Source organism: Kitasatospora sp. NPDC032150, from assembly GCF_055579945.1.
In genome coordinates this window covers 60,302-80,744 of the sequence record NZ_JBVIMH010000003.1, presented here as the reverse complement: position 1 = coordinate 80,744, position 20,443 = coordinate 60,302, and the positions used below count along the sequence as shown (strand labels likewise).

The window sequence follows — 20,443 nt, the reverse complement described above, 5'->3', positions numbered from 1 at the left end:
ACGTCCCCCCCCCCCCCCCCCCCCCCCCCCCCCCCCCCCCCCCCCCCCCCCCCCCCCCCCCCCTCCTCCCTCCCCCCCCCCCCCCCCCCCCCCCCCCCCCCCCCCCCCCCCCCCCCCGCCGCCATATGTACGACAATGCAGCCGTACGACATCGAGCCCCCGCTGTTCGGCTCTTCATACAGTCTTCTGGGCGCAACCCTCCTCGGTGCCCAGCGCAGTTCTCCGCGGGTGCGCCGACGGCGCCGCTCCCGCATCGGCGCCTGCCCGGCCGGACGCAGGAACCGTATGCTGCCCTCTAACCCGATTCGACCGATTGTGTCCGATTCGGGTGGTAGTCCGGCCGTCCGGTTCTTCCCCCAGCCTGGCGGCTGGGAGATGCCCCCAGGGGAGTTGCAAAGCAATGCGTATTGGAGTGCTCACCAGCGGCGGTGACTGCCCCGGCCTGAACGCCGTGATCCGTTCCGTGGTCCATCGGGGGGTGGTCGATCACGGCGACGAGATCATCGGCTTCCAGGACGGCTGGCGCGGACTGCTCGAAGGAGTCCACCGCCCGCTGACCCTCGACTCGGTGGGCGGCATCCTCGCCCAGGGCGGCACCATCCTGGGCTCCTCGCGGGTCCAGCCGAGCCACCTGCGGGACGGCGTGGAACGCGCCAAGCGGTACTGCCGCGACCTCGGCATCGACGCGATCATCCCGATCGGCGGCGAGGGCACCCTGAAGGCCGCCAAGCTGATGAGCGACGCCGGCCTGCCCGTGGTCGGCGTGCCGAAGACCATCGACAACGACATCGCCTGCACCGACGTCACCTTCGGCTTCGACACCGCCGTCTCGGTCGCCACCGAGGCGCTGGACCGGCTGAAGACCACCGCCGAGTCGCACCAGCGCGTCATGGTGGTCGAGGTGATGGGCCGCCACACCGGCTGGATCGCGCTCAACGCCGGCATGGCCGCCGGTGCGCATGCCATCGTGGTCCCGGAGCGCCCGTTCCACATCGACAGGCTGACCGAGGTGGTGCGCGAACGCTTCGACCGGCAGAAGAAGTTCGCCATCGTGGTCTGCGCCGAGGGCGCCAAGCCCGAGCCCGGCACCATGCACTGGGAGGAGGGCTCCAAGGACATCTACGGCCACGAGCGCTTCACCGGCATCGCCACCCAGCTCTCCCGCGAGCTGGAGCACCGCCTGGGCAAGGAGGCCCGCCCGGTGATCCTCGGCCACACCCAGCGCGGCGGCACCCCGACCGCGTACGACCGGGTGCTCGCAACCCGCTTCGGCTGGCACGCCGTCGAGGCCGCGCACAAGGGCGCCTTCGGGCACATCACCGCGCTGCAGGGCACCGAGATCAGGCTGGTCCCGCTGGCCGACGCGGTCGCCGAGCTGAAGACCGTCCCGGCCCACCGCTACATCGAGGCCGAGACCGTCATCTGACCCGTGCGACAGCCGAGACGGCCGGCCGCCCTCCCGAGACGGAGAGGGTGGCCGGCCGTCACCGTGACCGCGCGCGCAATTCGGCACATCCAAGGGCGGATTGACGGGCCATCAGCTGTCCGGCTAGACGGCGGACAGGTGATCGGCGCCTGCTAGGCTGCCCGCACACGATGCGCCACGCTCCTCGACGAGCACGGCCCGGTCGCCCGCTCCGCGCAGAGCCTGCTGGTGCACCGCCGCTGAGCGGGCCCGCACGGGTGCGGGCAGCGGTCACGGTCATGCGTCGGAACCGGTCCCGGTCGTGTCTCGACGGCGGAACACGGACGGCCGGACGGTTCCGGAGCCGTCCCGAGGCGAGGTGGGCCTCCGGGCGGCGGACGGACGGCCGATAGTGTGATCGGACGTCCACGTCGAAAGGCTGCGCCCCCCATGGCCGAGATCCCCGCTGAACCGCGCGCCCGGGCGCAAAAGCCGCTGCTCCAACTGACCGGAGTGCGCCGCTCCTACGGCGAGCGGGAGGTACTGCACCCCGTCGACCTGGCGCTGGCGGCCGGCGAATGCGTCGCGCTGCTCGGCCACAACGGCTCGGGCAAGTCCACCCTGCTGCGGATCGCGGCCGGGCGCGACCTGCCGACCAAGGGCACGGTCCGCTTCGACGGGCTCGCGATGGACGAGAACGATCCCCGGATCCGGGCCCGGGTCGCCATGGTCGGCGACACGGTCGCCTGCTACCCGGACCTCACGGTGCGCGAGCACCTGCTGCTGGTCGCGGCCGCCCACGGGGTGGCCGACGCCCGGGAGTGGGTGGAGCAGGTACTGGCTGACCGACTGCTCACCGAGCGGGCCGACGCCCTGCCCTCGGCACTCTCCTCCGGCCAGATGCAGGCGCTGCTACTGGCCTGCGCCCTGGTCCGGCCGCGCGACCTGCTGCTGCTGGACGAGCCGGAGCAGCGGCTGGACCCGGAGGCCCGCCGGCGGCTCGCCGAACTGTTGCGGGCCGAGCTCGCGGACGGCGTGGCGGTACTGCTGGTCACCCACCACACCGACCTCGCGCGGGAGATCGCCGACCGGGTGGTGGTGCTCGAGGACGGCCGGATCGTCTCCCAGGGCCCGCCCGGCAAGGTCCTGGAGAGCCTCGGCTCGGACTCGGCGAGCGCCCGGTGAGCGGCTCCGACCTGGCCGTGGTGGAGCCGCTCGACGAACCGGCGTACGACACCCCCGCCGAGGGGACCGCCGACGACGACTGGACCGACGAGACGCTGGCGCTGCTGCGCGAGATGCGTGCGCCGCACCGCCGCCGCCGGGCCGGCCAGATCGGCTACGCGCTCTACTGCGTGCTGCTGGTCCTGGTCGTCTGGGGCGCCATCCCCAGCCTCGGCATGTTCATCCAGGCCTCGATGGGCACCGACTACACCGCCCACGGCCCCGCCCTGCTCGCCGCCATGCCCAGCGGCATCGCCGCGGTCGGGCTCGCCACCGTCCTACTGCTGGTCCGCGACGGGCTCTGGCGGGGGCCCGTCGTCCCGCCCCGGGCGACGGCCGACTGGCTGCTCGCCCACCCGGTCCGCCCCCGCCCGGTGCTCCGGCCGTGGTTCTGGCTGTCCTGCGCCCTGGCCCTCTTCCCGGGACTGGTGACGGCCTGCGGGGGCACGGTCGCGCTGGGGCTGACCGCCCGGGTGCCCCTGCCCGCCGCGCTCGGCTGGTGCCTGGTCGGCGGGGCCTGCCTGCCGCTGCTGGCCACCTGCGCCGGGCTGCTGGTGGAGCGCAGCGACCGGGCGGCGCGCTGGGCGCGGCGGCTCACTCCGTACGCGACGGTGCTGGTGGTGGCGCTCGGCACGCAGAGCGCGCTGGCCGCCGCCGGTCACCGGGTCGGCTGGCTGGAGCGGGTGGAGCTCTGGTCGGGTCCGTGGGGCTGGGCCGGAATCGCCGCGCTGGCGCCGACCCGGGCCGCGGTACCCGGCGCCTGGGTGGCCGCCGGGCTGCTGGTCGTACCCACGGTGGCCTGCCTGGTGCTCGCCGACCGGGCCGCCGCGACCGTACCGCTGCACCGGCTGCGGGAGCGGGCCCGGGCCGCGGCCGGGGTGCTGGCCGCGCTGCGGACGGTCGAGCTGCGCGCCGCACGGCTGGCGGTGACCGAGGCCTCGGGCGGCAGCCGGCGGCTTCGGGTCCGGCTGCCCGTGCCGCGCCGCCCCTGGCTGGTGGTCCCCTGGCGGGATGCCCTCGCTCTGCTGCGCTCCCCCGCCCGGCTGGGCCGTACCGTGGTGCTCACGGTGCCGGCGCTGCTGTGCGCCGTACTCGCTCACGGGCTGCGCGGCGTACCCTCCCTGGCGGCCACGGCGGCGGCCCTGGTCTTCGGTTACCTCGCCATCGCCCAGCTGCTCGAACCCGCCCGGGTCGAGACGGACGACATCCGCCGGGCCTCCTGGTCCCCGTACCCCGTGTCCGGGCTGATGCTGCGGCACGCGGTCGTGCCGACGCTGCTCGGCGTCCTGCTGGGGCTGGCCTGCTCGCTGGTACTGCTCCTGTCCGGTGGCACAGCGGCGGTCTGGCTGGCGCCCGCCGTGGCGCCGGCCCTGGTCGGGGCCGGGCTGGTGAACGCCTGCCGCGGCGCCATCCGCCAGGACCTCATGTACTCGCCCAAGCAGGGGGCCGGCGGCGGGACGGGCCCGGCGGTGTTCGCGGCCTGGTACGCGGCCGGCCCGGCGGTGGCGGTGCTGGTGCTGACCGTGCCGTTCGCGACGGCGCTGCGCGGCACGGCTCCGTCCCAGGTCGGCATCGCGGTGCTGTGGGCACTGGTCCTGGCGGCGGGACTGCTGCGCTGGGCCTGGGGCCGGGCCCGGGCGCTGCCCGGGCAGGCGCGCCCGGCCGGCGGCTGAGCGGCTGAGCGGCTTCCGGGGTGCGCCCGCGCCAGGTGGGCGCACCCTCCTGCGGGCGATCGTCCCCGATCGGCGGTCCGGACCACCCGGGAGGTAGCCCGGACCACCCGGACGGGGGTCGACTGCGGGCGGGGCGTAAGGCCCGCCTAGGCTAGAGGCCGAAGAAATCGGACGAACCGGACCTCGATCAGGCCGGCACGGCCGGACGAACGAGGGAAAGCGGGACGCGCCGATGGGCGACGGCATGGCAGGGATGCACCATCACCACGGTGGCATGGGCACGCCGGGGCCGTTCAACCTCGACAACGTGCTGAGCTGGTCGCCGGACTGGCCCTTCCTGATCGGCGGGCTGCTGGCGATCGCGCTGTACGTCGCCGGCGTGGTCCGGCTGGCCCGGCGCGGGGACCGCTGGCCGATCGGCCGCACCGCCGCATGGACGGCCGGCATCGGCTCCATCCTGCTGGTCACCAACACCGGGCTGAACGACTACGGCATGGTGCTGTTCAGCGCACACATGATCCAGCACATGGTGCTCTCCATGCTCTCCCCCATCCTGCTGCTGCTGGGCGGGCCGATCACGCTGGCGCTCCGCTCGCTGCGCCCGGCCCGCAAGGGCAGCGGGCGGGGGCCGCGCGAACTGCTGGTGGCACTGCTGCACAGCCGGTACATCCAAGTGGTCTCGCACCCGGCGTTCACCATCCCGATGTTCATCGCCAGCCTCTACGGCCTGTACTTCACCCCGCTCTTCGACTACCTGATGCAGTACCAGCTCGGGCACATCGCGATGATGCTGCACTTCCTGGCGGTCGGGATGTTCTTCTTCTGGCCGATCATGGGCGTGGACCCGGGGCCGCACCGCCCCGGCTTCGTGATTCGGATCATCGAGCTGTTCATGGGGATGCCGTTCCACGCCTTCTTCGGCGTGGCGGTGATGATGGCCGGCCACCCGCTGGTGACCACCTTCACCGCCGAGGGCGCCCCGGCCGGCACCGACCTGCTCTCCGACCAGAAGCTCGCGGGCGGCATCACCTGGGCCTTCGGTGAGATCCCGACCGCGATCGTGCTGATCGCGCTGACCCTGCAGTGGGCCAAGTCCGAGGAGCGGCAGGCACGCCGCCGCGACCGGGCCGCCGACCGCGACGGCGACGCCGAGCTGGCCGCCTACAACGCCTACCTCGCTTCGCTGGAGAAGCGCGGCGCCAAGCCGGCCGCCGACGCCGGCTGAGCCGGCCCACATCCGAAGCCCCGTCCCTGGAAACCGCTGCCAGGGGCGGGGTTTCGTCTCGTTCCAGGAGGTACTGCACTCTTGCCCTGACCGATGATCAGCTCTTCGGAGGTTCGCCGTCATGACCGCCCGCTTCAAGGATCTGTGCCTGGGCGCCAACGACCACCAGGCGCTCGCCGACTGGTGGTGCACCGCCATCGGCTACGTCCGCCGCCCCTGCAGCCACCAGCCCTCCGACTCCGTCCCGATCGAGGATCCGGCCGGCGCGGGCCCGCTGATCTGGGTCAACCCGGTCACGGAGCCCAAGGCCGTCAAGAACCGCATGCACCTGGACGTCTTCGGCGACACCGCCGAACTCCTCGCCCTCGGGGCCACGCTGATCCGCGAGCGCGGCGGCGACATCGAGTGGGACGTCCTGGCGGACCCCAACACACGTGACTACCAGTTCTGTGCAGCATAGCCGCAGGTCAGCACCAACGACAGAGCCCCGCACGGCACTTGGCCGAGCGGGGCGTTTTGCTGTCTGGCGGTGGTGCGGGACCGCCCAGCAGTCACGCGACCCGAATCGCGTTACTCCGTCAGTCCATGGTCGGCAGTCGTGCGGCGTGCGGGGGTCATGGCGGACCGTGTAGCGGTCTCCGGCGAGGATTTGCCACCCCTGCCGCTCGCACCTCAGCAGGCCCCGCGTGTTGCCCCTGCGGGTGCCGTCCGGCTGCTCCCTGATGTAGGGCTTGGCCATCACGCCACCTCCCCGAGGGCGTGCGCGCCCGGGTAGGTGTATCCGGGATCGGGGAGCCCCAGCACGACCGCGCGGAGTGCTTCACGCCGTTCACGCTGTCGCTGCATCTCGTTCAGCTCGGCGAGCCATGCGCTGTGGTCGATGTACGGGCGGACCAGCGGGCCCATGAACAGGCTTTCCGGTGCCGTCCACGGTTCGCGCCGAGTGGGGCAAGGGGGCTCGGGTACGGGTGCCGGAGCGGGCGGCGTGGGGGCGAGTGTGGCCCGGTGCTGGCCTCGTGCTGGAAGGACAAGGCGGAGGGCACGAAGTAGGGCGGAAAGGATAAGGTTTCGCATTGCTGGCAGCTCCTCGGGCTGTCGGCGGTTACACCCCCGGCGGCCGGGCCTTAATCGGCTTCCGGGGGTTCTTTCGTTGCGACGGTAGCGAGCCTGTCCATACCTGTCCATGGTTATCCCTGGCTATGCCTGGCTGGCCTTCCGGACTACGGTCGGGGGGTGTTTGAGTTCAGCCCCGCCCGCTCGAAGTGGGAACAGATTGCCGAGGTCGTCACGGAGCGAATCGCAACCGGCGAGCTACGCCCGGACGACAAGCTGTCCGAGGTCGAGTTGACCGAGGAATTCGGCGTGGACCGCAAAACGGTTCGCAAGGCGGTTGCCGCCCTTCGGGCTGACCGCTTGGTGGTCACCCGTACCGGCATGGGGAGCTTCGTCACTCACCTGAGCGAGCGCAGCAGCAACTAGGCCCCGCCCCACCGGAGTTCACCAGCAGGACGGGGCCAGAGGGGCGCGGGTCAGGCTCGGACGAGTTCGGCGGCGCGCTGCCCGAGGTCTGCGGCGCCGGGAATGCCACGCCGGGCCCAACTCGCCATCGTGGTACGGACCTTGTGAAGGTCCTTCTTGTGCCGGTCCGAGACGACGCCATCCATGAAATCCAGGGACTGACCCCAGATCCCCACAGCTTCGTCGTGGCGGCGCTGGGCGGCGACTGACCGGGCCAGGTTCCCGAGCGTCAGGGCGTGAATGCGCCGGAACGCCTCGGGGTCACGACCCGCGAGGGCGGCTCGGTGGTGGCGTTCGGCCGCCTGGTGGTCTTTCAGCTCAGCCAGAGTCTTTGCGGTGTGAGACGCGACGGTCGCCGCTACCGGCCCGGTGGCCGCCGTAAAGGACGCCGGGGGCGTCGCAGTGTTGAGCATGGCGTCCTCGGCCGCGAGAAGCGCCGCTGCGGCCTTCTGTCCGTCCCCAGTGGCCCCGTACGCCCTGGCGCTCGTGATCAGCAACAGGGCCTCGGTCTGCGGGTCCACCTTCCCGCGCGCTCGCCGTAGGGACTCCTCCGCCAGTTCGACGCAGAACTCCGGCTGCTTAAGGTTGAGGGCCTGATGGGCGAGGGCACGCATCATCCAGGCTCCGTGTCCTGTCGGATCGCTCTCGCAGGCGAGTTGGTAGCCGAGAAGGTAGTACCGCTGTGCGGCGCCCTCCCGGCCGAGGTCGTGATACTTCCACGCGGCGAGGTACGACAGTTCGGCCGCCACGCCGTAGGCGCTCCGGCGAATCGCCTCGGAGGGATACACGGCTTGGAGCATCGGCACCACCGTGTCAGTCAGGTAGGTGGTCACCGCACTCAGCCCGTGCCCACCGCCAAGACGCTCGTCAGCGGCAGTGAACACGCTGGTGATGTGCCGGACGGTGGCCACTTCGCCGACGCCCACCCGGCCGCCGGTCCTTCCCGCCCGCAGGGTGGCGGCGACCGCTTGGTGATCGTAAGTCAGCGGCAGCGCTACAGCGGCGGTGGCGAACGCACTGGCGAGGAAGTCACGGCGGGACTGCATCACGGCTCTCCCGAGGTCGGCGGCGGTGGCCAGCGGGTCGGCACTCATAACCTCCCCGATCGCCTCCGACCCTAATCCGATCTCCGCCACGGTCACCTTGCGACGCGTCCTCCGAGTCAGGGCCTCGGCGAGGTACTGCGGCGTGCGCCCCGTGGGGGTGCCGCCGGCCACCCAGTGAGCGATGGCCGAGGGCGCCGTTGCCAGGTGCTCCCCCGCCTCGAAGGCGACCACACGCACTGTCGTCGCCAGCGCCTGGTACGTGCATCCGGCCTCCGCGATGGCACGGGCCAGTGCCTCGTTTGGTGCCTTAGTGTCCGTCAACTGTCGCCCCTAATTGCGATCTTGAACGGGTTGAACGGGATCGGTGTCCTCACACCGTACCCCCGGAGCGTGACTGGCTGTTCACTGATTGCACCGACAGGCCAGGGGTTCCCGACTGACGCGGCAGCGGCGACACCTGCCGCAAGCCACGCGGTAAACCCGCCAGCGGTCCGCAGACCCTCCCCGGGCCTCGGGGAGGCGCACCAATCCGCAGCAGTTCCCATGGAAGGAGCAGGGCTATGCCCGACAACATCAAGGTCAGCGACCTGACGCGGCGCCTGGACCACTCGGTGCCGGACGGCGACTTCGCGCCGGAGGGCGTCGAGTCCCTGACGCGGCGCCTGGACCACTCGGTGCCGGACGGCGACTTCGCGCCGCTGGCCACCGAGGTCTGACAGCAAGTCCTCACTGATGCCAGTTAGTTGACGGCATGGCGGGTCGGCCCGGGTGGCCATCCGAGCCGACCCGCCGCGCGGCATCGCCACACAGCCCCAAGCAAGGAGAGTCCGCAGTGAACACCACCATCGCCACCCGCGTCCCGGCCGGCTCCTTCTTCGACCTCGGCCGGAAGGACCCGGAACTGCTCCGCCTGCGTGAGGAGGGCGCTGAAAGCGCCCTGCCGTTCGCCCTGATGGAACGCCTCATCAAGTCCGGCACCCCCTACGCGCAGCACGCCCGCTCCCTGCGCAGCGAGAACGTGACCGTGGCCGGAGCCAACTTCGACTGGTTCGACGCCGGGCTTCCCGCCGAGATCGCCAACGAGATCAACCTGACGAACTACGAGATCGCCGAGCACACCGACGACCGCCGCGCGGCGCTGGCCGGGGCGCTGGACCGCCTGTCGCTGGTCCACCCCGAGGGATTCGATCGCGTGCGTGAATTCGTCCGTGGGTTGCTGTGGGTCGGTCTCAAGCCCGGCATCCGCGCTTCTTCGCTGACCAGCTCCAGCGACCCAGCGCTCCCGTACATCATCGTGTTTTCCGACAAGGCCCGGCACCACATCCCGCCGAACACGGTCAGTCCGGAGCCGTCCCCGCGATTCCTGGCGGAGAACCTGCTGCACGAGGGGACGCACCAGTCGATCAGCTTCCACGTCCTCCAGCACCAGGTCTTCGCTGACGGGTACTCGTCCCAGGACTCCCCGAAGATCGAGATCAGGTGGCGAGCTGGTCAGGGTGTCGCGCGCAACCAGTTCTGGGAGGTGGACCGGGCCTTCCACGCGACCTGTGTCTACAACCAGTTGCTGAGGTTCCGCCGCACCGAACTGGACCACGACGACCTGACCGCCAACGAACGCGCATGCTTCCAAGCCGCGTACGACGAGGGCCTGCCCGCCGTCCGCTACCTCATGCGCGAACTCGAACTTCTGACTGCGCACTTCTCCCCGCACGGGGTCGAGCTGCTGGCCGACCTGCGCCAGCAGACCGACCGGCTGTAGTGCCACGCTGAGCAGAACCGAACGAGGAGGTCCGGTGCTCCAGCACCTCATCACACAAGACGCCGGCCTGCGGATGGTCCCCACCGACCGGGGCGAGCTGACTACTGCGGTCGGCCAACTCCTGGGGGAACTACGGGCCTTGCCCGAGGGGGCCGACCCCGCTCGCGCCCGGGTCCTGACCAGATGGATCGGTGTCGGTCAGATGTGCTTGGGCCAGCACGAGGAAGCCCGCACCTTCCTGCGGCAGTCGCTCGACCTGGCCGCAGCGAGCGGCAACACCCGGGCGGTCATCGCCACCGGGCTCAACCTCGGCGACGCCCACCGCTACGCCGGTGACGTGCGTACTGCGGACGCGCTATACCGCAGCGCCCTGGGCACCGCACGTAGCCAGCACCCGGAACTCGTGGACTTCGCGCTCCAGCACACCGGCAAGCACCTGATGGAGCGCGGTGACCTCGCGGGCGCCGAGGCCCTTCTCCGGGAAGCGCTGCGGCTGCGGATCGCCAAGGGAGACACCGAGCTGATCGGGTCCACTCAGGCAGCACTCTCACGGGTGGAAGTACTGATCGACCAAGCCGCCGCATCGGCGGCGAACGACACCGCGTCTCGCCAATGGAGCGGTCAGTGGACCTCGTGGCTCCAGTCCCACACCACGGCCCGGAGCCCGGATCGGTGGGCAGAAGACTTCCCCGCCATCCGGAGCGCCGTGCGCGGGCTGACGGCACACCAGCGAGTACACCCGCGCCACCTGCGCGACCAGCCGTTCCCGGTCGAGCTGATCACCGCCATGGCGCAGGAGGCCGAAGACGCCTTGACCGCCAACGGATACCTTCACAACGGCAAGTGGAACGCGGCCGTTGGCGACGCCGCGAACCGCTTCGCCGGGCAAGCTGATCTCGCCGCAGTCGTCGCACGATCCACCGGCCTGGAGGTCGAGCAGCCGCACAACGGTGTCTACATCGCCTATCTGGAAGAGAGGCAGTTCCTCGACTTCCACGTGGACGAATTCGGGTTCGGTGAGGCCAATCTGATCCTGTGCCTCAAACACGATCGCCCCGCCGTAGCCTCTACCGTGAGCGCTACTGTCTTCATCGGTGCTGACGGCTACCGTGCGTGCGATCTCGCTGCGGGAGAGTGCGTGGTGTTCGATGGTGCGACCACCCCGCACGGAAGGACGCCCCTCGGCACTGGAGAACGCGTCATTCTCATCAGCTTCGGATTCCGTGCGCATGATGCGGCCAAGCGTTCGGCCGCTCACCTCCCGGCGGCCCCGCGCTGACGGCAGTGAGCGCCTGCGCTCTGCATTGACGCCGGAGCGATCTCCCCAAATGCAGAAAGGCCCCGCCCTGGCTCCCGTTGAGGGAGAGCAGGACGGGGCCCTTGCAATTCCGATTATTGATCGGCCGCCATCACCTGATGAGACCGCTAATCCCAGATATCGGAATCATTCGGCTCCGGTGGCGCAATGGCTACGCGAGCGCTCGGCGACAATCCCAACACTCGGATATAGCGAGCGAGTTGGGACCGGTACTGTGCTGCGATGGTGGCGGCCCCATTCTTCACGGTGCCGCGCTCGGCGGTGACCATGAGTCCACGCTCGGACAGGTCGCGCTCGGCCTGGTCGATGCGAGCCACGCAGACGCACAGATCCTTAACAGTCGAGTGGTCCACCGACCGGACGGTTGTTGTCCGGGCAGGTGTCGCCCGGGTTGAACGCCTGCGGGTGGCCGCCTCGGACGGCGGTGTCGAGCCGCGCCGACTCCGCTGCCAGCCCCGACGGTACCGGGCTGCCGACCCGGTCGAGGAGGGTGAGCAGGTCCGCGGCGTTCCGCTCGAACCACGGATCCTCCGCCCAGGACGGCAGGCCGCGGCCGAACCGGGCCTGGAGATCGGCGAGTTCGGCCCGCCGGGGCACCGAGGCGGCAGCCAGCCGCCCGAGGGCTTCGGCCCAGGCGAGCAGTCCGGCCTCGGCGGCCTTCGGGTCGTCATCATGCCCTGATGAACGCCGACTCGGTGGCGGTCAGCCGATCTTGAGGCATATCTTGACATCAAGATATACGGGCCGAGGCGCCGCACAGGAGCACACATGCCCATCGACTTCCACAGCGAGCACAACCGCCTGACCTACACCCGCCGGCGAGCCGGAGCGGACTGGGCGGCGGCGATCCGCTCCACCGTGGCTCCTGAGGGGCGGCGGGTGGCCGACATCGGGTGCGGCGGCGGGGTCTACTGCGCGGCCTGGCTGGACCTCGGCGCCAAGTCCGTTGTGGGGGTGGACTTCTCGGCCGCGATGATCTCGGCCGCGCGCGAGCACTGCGTCGGACTGGCGGACCTGACGTTCCGCCAGGGCAGGGCGGAGGAGACCGGCCTGCCCGACAGCAGCGTGGATATCGTCTTCGAACGGGCCCTGGTGCACCATCTGGACGATCTTCCGGCTGCCTTCCGGGAGGCCCGCCGGATGCTCGCGCCAGGCGGGACGCTGATCGTGCAGGACCGGACGATCGAGGACGTCCGCCGCCCCGGGTCGGCCGACCACCTGCGCGGATGGTTCTTCGAGTGCTTCCCCGGCCTGCTGGGGATCGAGGCCGCGCGCCGCCCGTCCGCACCTGCGGTGGAGGAGGCGATGCGGACCGCCGGCTTCGGGGACATCCGTTCGCTGGAACTGGCCGAACTCCGCCGGGAGTACGCCGGACCTGAGGAGGTCGGAACCGACCTGCTGGCCCGCACCGGCCGGTCGATCCTGCACGAGCTGACCGACGCCCAACTGGCCGAGCTGGCCTACCACATCACGGCCCGGCTGCCCCGGGGGCCGATCCACGAGCGGGACCACTGGACCATCTGGGTGACCACCTCCTGACCGGCGGAGCGGCGTTCCCGTTCACGGACAGCCACCTCCATGCTCCATTCAGTGAGCAGCCGATGGCCCGACATGCACGAAGGCCCGGCCCCATCCCGCCGGCCGCAACGCGCGGGATCGGGCCGGGGCTGGTGTGCTGGTGCTGGGAGGCGTAGTTCCAGCACCGGGGAGTGAGCATGAGCACCTATCGAGCCGCACAGGTGGCCGCCGTCGGCCAGTCGTTCGAGATCGTCGAGCGGGAAGTACCACAGCCCGGCCGTCACCAGGTACGGATCGCAGTGGAGGCCTGCGGGGTCTGCCACAGCGACGCCATGTTCGTCAACGCGGCGCTGCCGGGCGTCCGGTTCCCAGTGGTCCCCGGGCATGAGATCGCCGGGCACATCGAGGAGCTGGGCGAGGGGACGCAGGAGCGCTGGCAGGTGGGCGACCGGGTCGCGGTGGGCTGGTTCGGCGGCAGCTGCCATCGATGTGCCCCCTGCCGCCAGGGCGACTTCATCGTGTGCGAGAACCTGAAGGTCCCCGGCTGGACCTACGACGGCGGCTTCGCGGAGAAGGTGATCGCCCCCGTGGACTCCCTGGCCCGGATTCCCGACGGGCTGGCGGCCACCGACGCCGGCCCCATGGCCTGCGCGGGCGTGACCACGTTCAACGGACTGCGCCGCAGCCCGGCCCGCCCGGGCGACCTGGTCGCAGTACTCGGCCTCGGTGGCCTGGGCCACCTGGGCGTACGCTTCGCGGTTGCCATGGGCTTCGAGACCGTGGCCATCGCCCGCGGCGCCGGCAAGGCCGACTTCGCCAAGCAGCTCGGCGCACACCACTACGTCGACAGCACCGCGGACACGTCCGTCGCGGACGCCCTGCAGTCCCTCGGCGGCGCCAAGGTCGTGCTGGCCACCGCCGCCAACTCCGACGCCATCACCGCGACCGTGGACGGACTGGCCCACCGCGGCGAGCTGGTGGTCATCGGCGCGACTGCCGACCCGCTGGGCATCAACCCGGCCCAGCTGATCATGCGTGCCAGGACCGTCCGCGGCCACGCCTCCGGCACCGCCCAGGACGTACAGGACACCATGGCCTTCAGCGCCCTGCACGACATCCACCCGATGATCGAGACCAGACCGCTGGACCAGGCCGACGAGGCTTACCAGAAGATGCTCTCCGGCGCCGCCCGCTTCCGGATGGTGCTCACCACCGGTTGACAGCCGGGACGAACGGCGTCAGGCCCGGTCAGGTGGGGTCTCAACGATCACACCTGGCCCGGCTCCCCGGTTAGCCTCCTCGGCCGCACGCTCCAGCCGGCTCCGGTAGCCCACCTGGCGGGGTCGCCGGGCGCCATGTTGTCGCTCCCGTCCCGCAAGCCCACGGCCCCGTCGACGAGTTCCCGGACGATGTCGGCATGACCGACGTGCCGATCGGTCTCGGCGACCATATGGACGAGGATCCGATGGAGCGTCAGCTTGAGGGAGACCCGAGGCCCAAAAGTTCTTCGAGCAACTCGCCGAAGTGTGCCCGGGAGACCCCGGACAGGGCAGGATGGGAACAGGCCGCACGGGCCCGGGTGAACATCACAACTCACCCAACCCGTACCGCCCTTCCCACGTCACGGGCCAATCGCGACCACCTCTACTCACCACGTCCCTGCGACCGCGTCGGCCAGACCAGCGCCTGGGCGACGATGACCCTCTCACCGTTGAAGGTGACGGCGGGGCCTTCGTGCAGTTCGTAGCCGAGACCGATCGCGTCGCTCACACGGTGGCAGAACGTGGCGTCGTCCGGTCCGGTCAAGACTCGGTAGATGGGCAATCCGTCTGGTGGTGTGCTCATGAGGAGCAGGATCCCAGACGCATCCACCTACCGACCCAGCGGGCTGGCACCCAGCCTCAATCGCTCCCAAGGTCGTAGGCCCACTCCGGGCTCAGTCCCACTCGAGCCGCTGCCCCTCGACGCCGACACTCACCCGCAGCCGTTCGCCCGTGGGTTCGCCGCGCCACCGGGCGATCTGGTCGGCCACCGAGCCCCAGAGGGGGACGGGGCCGCCCTGCCGGGCCAGCCACTGGCCCCCGTCTTCGAAGAGCACGGCCCACGACCCGCCGTCCACGTCCACGAGGACGTGTTCGGTTCGCCCGTTACGGGCCATCGCGAGGTACTGCGTGGACGGTGCCGCGAACTGCGCCACGAGCCGGGCCGCCCAGCGATCGAGCACGTCAGCACCGACAGCTGTGGGCCTGGCCTCACCCTGGTCGAGATCGGGCAGCGTGCCGAGCCGCGGGGGCATCTGCGGGCGGGCCAACATGAACGAGACGCCACCCCCGAGCACCGGCCCGGCTGCCGTCCTGTCCTCGGCCACGGTGAGCCGGACCAGTTCGGAAGCGTTCATCCGACCGCCCACGGTCACCAGGATTTCGCCGCCCGGACGGGTCTGCACGATCCACTCGGCCGGGACCGTCCGCACCCCGCACGTGGCAACGATCCGGTCGTACGGTGCGCCCTTCGCGTGTCCGGCGAGCCCGTCACCGGTCACGAGCTCGGGGCAGTAGCCGAGCCCGCCGAGCGCTACGGACGCCCGCGCGGAAACGTCCGCGTCAACCTCGATAGACGTCACCCGGTCGTCGCCGAGAACGTCCGTCAGCCGCGCGGTGGAGTAGCCGGTTCCGGTGCCGATCTCCAGCACCGACATGCCCGGCGACACCCGAAGGTCTTCGAGCATCCGAACGACCAGGCCGCGCAACGTCGATGACGACGTGGCAACTGCGACAGCCGTCCGTCGGGACCTGCCGCGGGACGACGCAGCCGGCGAGTTGGGTTACCAGTGTGTCGTCCCGACGGGGCGGAGATCGGTCGTGGTACTCAACGTTCCTCCTGTGTTTTGGTGTTGCACGGAGTTACGAGCAACCCACATTGCCCTTCCCATGCCCATCCCGGGCTGGGAATGGCCGAAGTGGGTGGTGCCCCGTCCCAAGCGGAATGGACCTCTACCAACCCCGGGACGGAGCTTGGGTCTTCTCCACGGGCAGCTTTCGGTGCACAGCTTCGCAGCTCACGCGAAGCGCGAGGCTGGACCCAAGGTGAACTAGGCGAACGCATGGGCGGGTACTCAGACAGCTACATCTCCGCCGTAGAAACGGGCCGCAAATCCACCGCCCGCGACTTCGCCAGAGCGGCTGACAAGGCATTTGGGACCGGAGCGACGCTCGAACTGATGTGGATCGGCCTTCGGCGCAAATTATCTCCGCACTCCCACAGATGACTTGACATCACGTCGGGTCCTTCTGTCTCCTTCGCATTCATGTCGCGGGGGCCCCGATCCGTCACTCCGTGATCGTCACGGCTAGCCTGCTGCGGGACCGCCGGCTCGCGCCGGCGGCGCTGCCGATGTCCAGGGGGGACTCGGCACTAAATCAGGGGGGAAGACATGAAGCGGCGCTGGATCAAGGTGCTCGCGATCCTGGTCGTGGTACTGGCTGGGCTGTGCACCGCGGCGGACCGGATCGCGGTGCACTACGCGGAGCAGGCTGCGGCTGATGCCGCGCGGCAGAAGTACGACTACGGCGGGGGAACGACGGACGGTTTCACACATGTGTCGATCCACGGCTTCCCGTTCCTGACACAGGCGGCGGACGGCCATTTGGATCACGTCACGCTTACCGCGGGCAACTTCACGCTCAGCACGACGGTGAACGCGTCGGGCGACTACCTCAACGTGCAGAAGTTCAGCCTCGACCTGCGCAGCGTGAAGGTGACCTCCTTGGCCGCGCGGAGGGCCGAGGCAGACCTGGTCACCGGCAACCTGACGCTCTCGTACCGCGACCTGTCCGGCGTGGTGACCCGGCTGCTGGGCCACGGCGGTGAGCTCACCGTCGGTCCGGCACCCGGGTCGGCCGGGCAGGAGGCGCGGATCCGCGTCACCGGCACCTGGGACGGACGCCAGTTGGACACCGTCGCGGCCATGAGGGCGCAGGGCGATGAGATCACCATCAGCGTCCCGGACGTCAGCACGACCTCCTTCGACTGGCGGGTCAACCTGCCACAGAACACCGGGTTCACCGCAGCGCGTTCCACGCCGACCGGGGTGGACTTCGAACTCACCGGCCACCAGGTCGTCGTCGGCGCGTCGCCCTACCGGGGGTGACCGGGTCGCCCGCTGAGCAGGCCACTGCCGCCAACTGAACCGAGAGGTGGCGAAGGTGCTGGCCACCGCCGATGGTGACCAGCACCGGGGCGACTGACGAGCAATTGGTTGAAACACCCTCAGGGTCTCCGCCGAGCAGGACGGATTAAGGCTCGGCGCCGACGGCGGTGCGATCACCCTCCTCGATCCGTCGAACTTCAAGGTGCACGGCGTTGCGTACACCAAACGGCCGGCCAACAGCGCGGGGAGCAGCATCACCTTCTGAACGGCCGTCCCCGGTCAGCGGTCGTCCCCGGTGCCGGCACGGGAACGGTCCGGACCCGGGCGGGCGCCGATGACGCCCGCACGGGTCCGGTCTGCCGCGCGCCCGGTTCAACGACCTCCAGCGCACCCGGCGAGCGGCGGGAGGTGTCGCCGTCCGGGGCGGTCCGGGCGCCTCAGCCGAGGCGGGACAGCTTCGCGCCGAGGCCCGGTGCGCTCAGGTCGTGCTGCAGGGCCACCGGCACCTGGGGGCCCGCCACCGCCCCGGACCGGAGGGTGAGGGTGCCCACCACGGTTCCCGCCTTCGCGCTGCGCGGCACGCCCTTGGCGTCTGCGGACAGCGTCAGCTGCGTCTTCATGCCGGGCCAGCCGACCGTCGTCAGATCTGCGGCTGCGACCACAGGGGTCCTGCCGCCCAATCCGTCGTCGACGTAGCCGACCGCCTCACCCTTCCTGAGGACGGTGGCCGAGGTCAGGGCCTTCTGCACCTGGGTGATGAGCTTCTGGCTGACCGTCAGCGCCTTGTTGAGGCTCGCGTCGGGGGAGAAGCCGCTCTGCTGGCCCATCACAACGCCCAGGATCAGCTGCTTCCTGCCGTCCACGGTCTGCTGCGCGGCCCACATCAGGTTGCCGCCCGCCGGCGTGCTCGACCCGGTCTTGATGCCGATGACGCCCGGGTTGACCAGGTCGTTGTTGTTGTTGAAGATCCGGCGCGGGACACCGTCGATGGTCGTGTTCGGGGTCGCGACCACCGCGCGGAACACCGGGTCCTGCATCACGGCACTGGCCAGCTTGAGCTGGTCGACGGGGGTGCTGCGGGTGCCGGCATCCAGGCCACTGGGGTCGGTGTACGTGGTGTCGTTCATGCCGAGCTGCCGGGCGGCGGCGTTCATCTTCTTCACGAACGCCTCATCGCTCCCCGCATCCCACCGGCCGAGCAGCCGGGCGATGTTGTTGCTCGACGGGATCAGCATCAGTTCCAGCATCTGATGCTCGGTGAAGTGCTGGCCCTCGCCGACCTCGGCCCTCGACTCGTCCTGGTTGTTGGACTCCTTGGTCGTCTGTGCGTCCACGGTGATGTCCGGGCCGGGGGCATCGCCCTTGAGCGGGTGGTCGTGCAGCACGACGTAGGCGGTCATCACCTTGGCCATGCTGGCGGTCGGCACCGGCTTCTGCTCGCCGTACGTCCCCAGGCTGCCCACGCCCTCGACCTCCACTGCCGCCTCGCCCTCGCTCGGCCAGGCAGGGGCCAACGGGCCGCCGGCGAACGTGTAGGACGGCGCGCCGCTCATCACCAGTACCGCCTTCGGCAGTGGGCGCAGCATCTGCACGGCGCAGAAGACGATCGCCAGCAGCACGACCAACGGGGTCCAGATCTTCACCCGGCGCAGGACGGTGCGCCAGAAGGTCTGCGGCGGCGGAGGAGTGTTCGTCAGCTCGGCGAGCACCTTCAGGGGCTCTTCCGCCGGAACGGGCGGCACCGGCTGCTCCCGGGTCCGCTCGGGCTCGGTGGGTCGCCCGGTGCCCGCTCCGACGGCCACTTCCCGGACAGCGCCGGGCCTGCGGGGGACGGGCAGCTTCATCGTGGTGTCGCCGCCGGAACCGGTGGACGCCTGGGCGGACTCGGTGCGATCCCTCGGCCCGGCCGGCGTCTCCTTGGCGGGCGTGTCTCCGGCAGGCGCGCTCTTGGCGGGCGCGTCTCCGGCAGGCGCGCTCTTGGCGGGCGCGTCTCCGGCAGGCGCGCTCTTGGTGGGCGTGTCTCCGGCAGGCGCGCTCTTGGCAGGCGTATCGGCGGCCTTCGGGGTGTCCGTCGGCCGGGTCGGCAACCCGGTGGGCTTGGCGATCCGCACGGTGGCCTCTGCCGGCTCGTCCGGCGCTCCCGTGGGGCTCGCCCCGGGAGTGGCGGGCGTCGTTCGCTCGGCCGAAGCGTCGGCGTCCGGGGTAGCCAGCTCGGCGCTGCCGTCCCTGGCTTCAGACGCACCCGAGTCCTTGGCATCGGCCGAGTCCTCGGCGGCAGCCGCATCCTCGGCGTCGGCCGAGTCCTTGGCATCGGCCGAGTCCGCGGCGGCAGCCGCATCCTCGGCGTCGGCCGAGTCCTTGGCGTCGGCCGAGTCCTCGGCAGTAGCCGCATCTTCGGCTTTGGTCGGGGCTTCGGCGGCAACCGCGTCTTCGGTGCCGGCCGGCTCCTCGGCGTCGGTCGGCTCTTCGGCGTCGGCCGAGTCCTCGACATCCGCCGAATCCTTGGCGGGGCTGGCAGGCTGTTCCGTGCGGGCGGGTGCGGCGGGTTCCGCCTCACTCGTCGGACCGGTGGTCCCGGCACGCCGCATGGGGCTGCCCGCTGCGCCGTTCGGCTCCTCCGACGCGGTCTGCGTCCGGGTCTTCGACGCAGCGGGCGCGGCCTCAGGGGCAGCCGATGAGTCGGCAGGCGGAGTGTCACTGTCAGCTGCGGCCCCCTCGTCGGCCGGGAGCCGGTGTGCGTCGTCCGCCGTCGAATCGTCCTCGGCCGGCCCGGTGTCAGGGGTGGTCACCGCCTTGCCGGTCTGCGGCAGCGGCTTGCGCCGCGCCGCAGTCGGTGGTTCCGTCCCCCCGGCCGTCTCCCCCGACAACTCCTGCTCCGCCCAGCCGAGGGCCTTGCCAGTCACCCAGTTCTCCGTACGCATCCATCGAGGCCGCCGCCGACGCCCCATCACCGATATTCAGGCGGACGGTCCCGGTGCACGTGTGACGCACCGGCCCCCGTCAGCGGGCGCTCCGCTGTTCCACCCGTCCGGCAGACGATATCCACCTGCCGCACGGTTCCGTCGAGAGGGCCACCCCCGGCATCGGATGAACCGGCGCACCCGGCCGTGGATCCAGGCGTTCCGTGAGACGGAGAGAGCGGGCGAGTAGGTCCCGGACGGCGCGGTAGCCTTCCCGGGTCCGGGTGACCAGCCGCTTCTCGGCTCCGGTGTCCGGGGTGAGTGCGGGATCAGGAGCGGTCGTTTGCCTGGGCTCGCGATCCCGTGGCGGCGCGCGACAGGAGCGGTGGGCGATCGCTCGACGTTCGGCCTTCACCGGCTCTCACTGTCCTCCTCCGCCCTCATGTCCCCACCGCGTCCCCGCCGAAGGCCACCCCACGGCCTGCGCGAATCGGCCGCCGACGGGACCTGACCGTTCGGCAAGGCTGAACTGCCTCGCAGGAAAGTCACCTCTCGAATGAGAACGGCTTCGCCCCCACCGCGGTGGGGGCGAAGCCGTTGCCCATCTGCGGGCGGGTCTACATCCGCTTCAACCGGCTACTGGACTCGCTGAACGCCCCTGGGCAGCTCGCCTACAAGTTCACCGGAACTCTGGGACTTCCTTGCTC

General features: G+C 70.8%; 21 protein-coding genes. 13 read left to right on the top strand and 8 right to left on the bottom strand.

Annotated features, from left to right (window positions below; genetic code table 11):
- Positions 1-400: 400 nt before the first annotated feature.
- From ACZ5ON_RS04780 to ACZ5ON_RS04760, 5 genes are all read left to right on the top strand, one after another.
- A complete protein-coding gene (locus ACZ5ON_RS04780) occupies positions 401-1,426 on the top strand; it encodes a 6-phosphofructokinase (RefSeq protein ID WP_465585544.1) in 1,026 nt (341 codons plus the stop codon).
- Positions 1,427-1,855: 429 nt separating this feature from the next.
- Entirely contained in the window at positions 1,856-2,590 is a 735-nt protein-coding gene (locus ACZ5ON_RS04775; protein WP_465585542.1) for an ABC transporter ATP-binding protein, read from the top strand.
- A complete protein-coding gene (locus tag ACZ5ON_RS04770) occupies positions 2,587-4,302 on the top strand; it encodes a hypothetical protein (RefSeq protein ID WP_465585540.1) in 1,716 nt (571 codons plus the stop codon). Before ACZ5ON_RS04775 ends, ACZ5ON_RS04770 begins: the two co-directional genes overlap by 4 nt.
- A 274-nt stretch (positions 4,303-4,576) precedes the next feature.
- Positions 4,577-5,527, top strand: coding sequence for a cytochrome c oxidase assembly protein (locus ACZ5ON_RS04765; RefSeq protein WP_465585536.1), 951 nt, complete (start codon positions 4,577-4,579; stop codon positions 5,525-5,527).
- A gap of 121 nt (positions 5,528-5,648) precedes the next feature.
- Positions 5,649-5,987, top strand: coding sequence for a VOC family protein (locus ACZ5ON_RS04760; RefSeq protein WP_465585534.1), 339 nt, complete (start codon positions 5,649-5,651; stop codon positions 5,985-5,987).
- A 278-nt stretch (positions 5,988-6,265) separates the two neighbouring features.
- Here ACZ5ON_RS04760 and ACZ5ON_RS04755 read toward each other — a convergent pair whose 3' ends face one another.
- A complete protein-coding gene (locus ACZ5ON_RS04755; protein WP_465585531.1) occupies positions 6,266-6,433 on the bottom strand; it encodes a hypothetical protein in 168 nt (55 codons plus the stop codon).
- Between the two features lie 327 nt (positions 6,434-6,760).
- On the opposite strand from ACZ5ON_RS04755, the gene ACZ5ON_RS04750 reads away from it, so the two are divergent.
- Positions 6,761-7,006 (top strand): winged helix-turn-helix domain-containing protein, encoded by a 246-nt coding sequence (locus ACZ5ON_RS04750; protein ID WP_465585528.1) that lies wholly within the window; start codon positions 6,761-6,763, stop codon positions 7,004-7,006.
- A 50-nt stretch (positions 7,007-7,056) separates the two neighbouring features.
- On the opposite strand, the gene ACZ5ON_RS04745 is transcribed toward ACZ5ON_RS04750, so the two are convergent.
- On the bottom strand, positions 7,057-8,412 hold the full coding sequence (locus ACZ5ON_RS04745; protein ID WP_465585525.1) for a tetratricopeptide repeat protein: 1,356 nt from the start codon (positions 8,410-8,412) through the stop codon (positions 7,057-7,059).
- Positions 8,413-8,651: 239 nt separating this feature from the next.
- Between ACZ5ON_RS04745 and ACZ5ON_RS04740 the strand changes: the two genes are divergently transcribed.
- From ACZ5ON_RS04740 to ACZ5ON_RS04730, 3 genes are all read left to right on the top strand, one after another.
- The gene (locus tag ACZ5ON_RS04740; RefSeq protein ID WP_465585524.1) at positions 8,652-8,807 is read left to right on the top strand and encodes a hypothetical protein; all 156 of its coding nucleotides are present in this window, start codon (positions 8,652-8,654) and stop codon (positions 8,805-8,807) included.
- A gap of 116 nt (positions 8,808-8,923) precedes the next feature.
- Entirely contained in the window at positions 8,924-9,850 is a 927-nt protein-coding gene (locus ACZ5ON_RS04735; RefSeq protein WP_465585521.1) for a hypothetical protein, read from the top strand.
- Between the two features lie 34 nt (positions 9,851-9,884).
- Positions 9,885-11,129 (top strand): tetratricopeptide repeat protein, encoded by a 1,245-nt coding sequence (locus tag ACZ5ON_RS04730; RefSeq protein ID WP_465585517.1) that lies wholly within the window; start codon positions 9,885-9,887, stop codon positions 11,127-11,129.
- Between the two features lie 146 nt (positions 11,130-11,275).
- On the opposite strand, the gene ACZ5ON_RS04725 is transcribed toward ACZ5ON_RS04730, so the two are convergent.
- Positions 11,276-11,485: a P27 family phage terminase small subunit gene (locus ACZ5ON_RS04725; RefSeq protein WP_465585515.1), complete on the bottom strand. Its 210-nt coding sequence runs from the start codon at positions 11,483-11,485 to the stop codon at positions 11,276-11,278.
- 16 nt (positions 11,486-11,501) lie between these two features.
- A complete protein-coding gene (locus ACZ5ON_RS04720; RefSeq protein WP_465585513.1) occupies positions 11,502-11,765 on the bottom strand; it encodes a hypothetical protein in 264 nt (87 codons plus the stop codon).
- A 171-nt stretch (positions 11,766-11,936) separates the two neighbouring features.
- On the opposite strand from ACZ5ON_RS04720, the gene ACZ5ON_RS04715 reads away from it, so the two are divergent.
- Complete coding sequence (locus ACZ5ON_RS04715; protein ID WP_465585511.1) at positions 11,937-12,707, top strand: class I SAM-dependent methyltransferase; 771 nt, start codon at positions 11,937-11,939, stop codon at positions 12,705-12,707.
- Between the two features lie 176 nt (positions 12,708-12,883).
- Positions 12,884-13,906, top strand: coding sequence for an alcohol dehydrogenase (locus ACZ5ON_RS04710; RefSeq protein WP_465585509.1), 1,023 nt, complete (start codon positions 12,884-12,886; stop codon positions 13,904-13,906).
- 47 nt (positions 13,907-13,953) lie between these two features.
- On the opposite strand, the gene ACZ5ON_RS04705 is transcribed toward ACZ5ON_RS04710, so the two are convergent.
- The 3 genes from ACZ5ON_RS04705 to ACZ5ON_RS04695 all read right to left on the bottom strand — a co-directional run bounded on the left by ACZ5ON_RS04705 (position 13,954) and on the right by ACZ5ON_RS04695 (position 15,414).
- Entirely contained in the window at positions 13,954-14,136 is a 183-nt protein-coding gene (locus ACZ5ON_RS04705) for a hypothetical protein (RefSeq protein ID WP_465585506.1), read from the bottom strand.
- A 194-nt stretch (positions 14,137-14,330) separates the two neighbouring features.
- The gene (locus ACZ5ON_RS04700; protein ID WP_465585502.1) at positions 14,331-14,531 is read right to left on the bottom strand and encodes a DUF1737 domain-containing protein; all 201 of its coding nucleotides are present in this window, start codon (positions 14,529-14,531) and stop codon (positions 14,331-14,333) included.
- A 91-nt stretch (positions 14,532-14,622) separates the two neighbouring features.
- Positions 14,623-15,414, bottom strand: coding sequence for an rRNA adenine N-6-methyltransferase family protein (locus ACZ5ON_RS04695; protein ID WP_465585499.1), 792 nt, complete (start codon positions 15,412-15,414; stop codon positions 14,623-14,625).
- Between the two features lie 222 nt (positions 15,415-15,636).
- Here ACZ5ON_RS04695 and ACZ5ON_RS04690 point away from each other — a divergent pair, with 222 nt between their 5' ends.
- Positions 15,637-15,954, top strand: a complete 318-nt coding sequence (locus ACZ5ON_RS04690) for a helix-turn-helix domain-containing protein (protein ID WP_465585497.1) — start codon at positions 15,637-15,639, stop codon at positions 15,952-15,954.
- A 165-nt stretch (positions 15,955-16,119) separates the two neighbouring features.
- A complete protein-coding gene (locus tag ACZ5ON_RS04685) occupies positions 16,120-16,836 on the top strand; it encodes an LmeA family phospholipid-binding protein (protein WP_465585495.1) in 717 nt (238 codons plus the stop codon).
- Positions 16,837-17,273: 437 nt separating this feature from the next.
- Here the strand turns inward: ACZ5ON_RS04685 and ACZ5ON_RS04680 are convergent, their stop codons facing one another.
- Positions 17,274-19,739 carry a D-alanyl-D-alanine carboxypeptidase family protein gene (locus tag ACZ5ON_RS04680; protein WP_465585493.1) on the bottom strand — a complete coding sequence of 822 codons (2,466 nt, stop codon included), beginning with the start codon at positions 19,737-19,739 and terminating at the stop codon, positions 17,274-17,276.
- Positions 19,740-20,443: the final 704 nt, after the last annotated feature.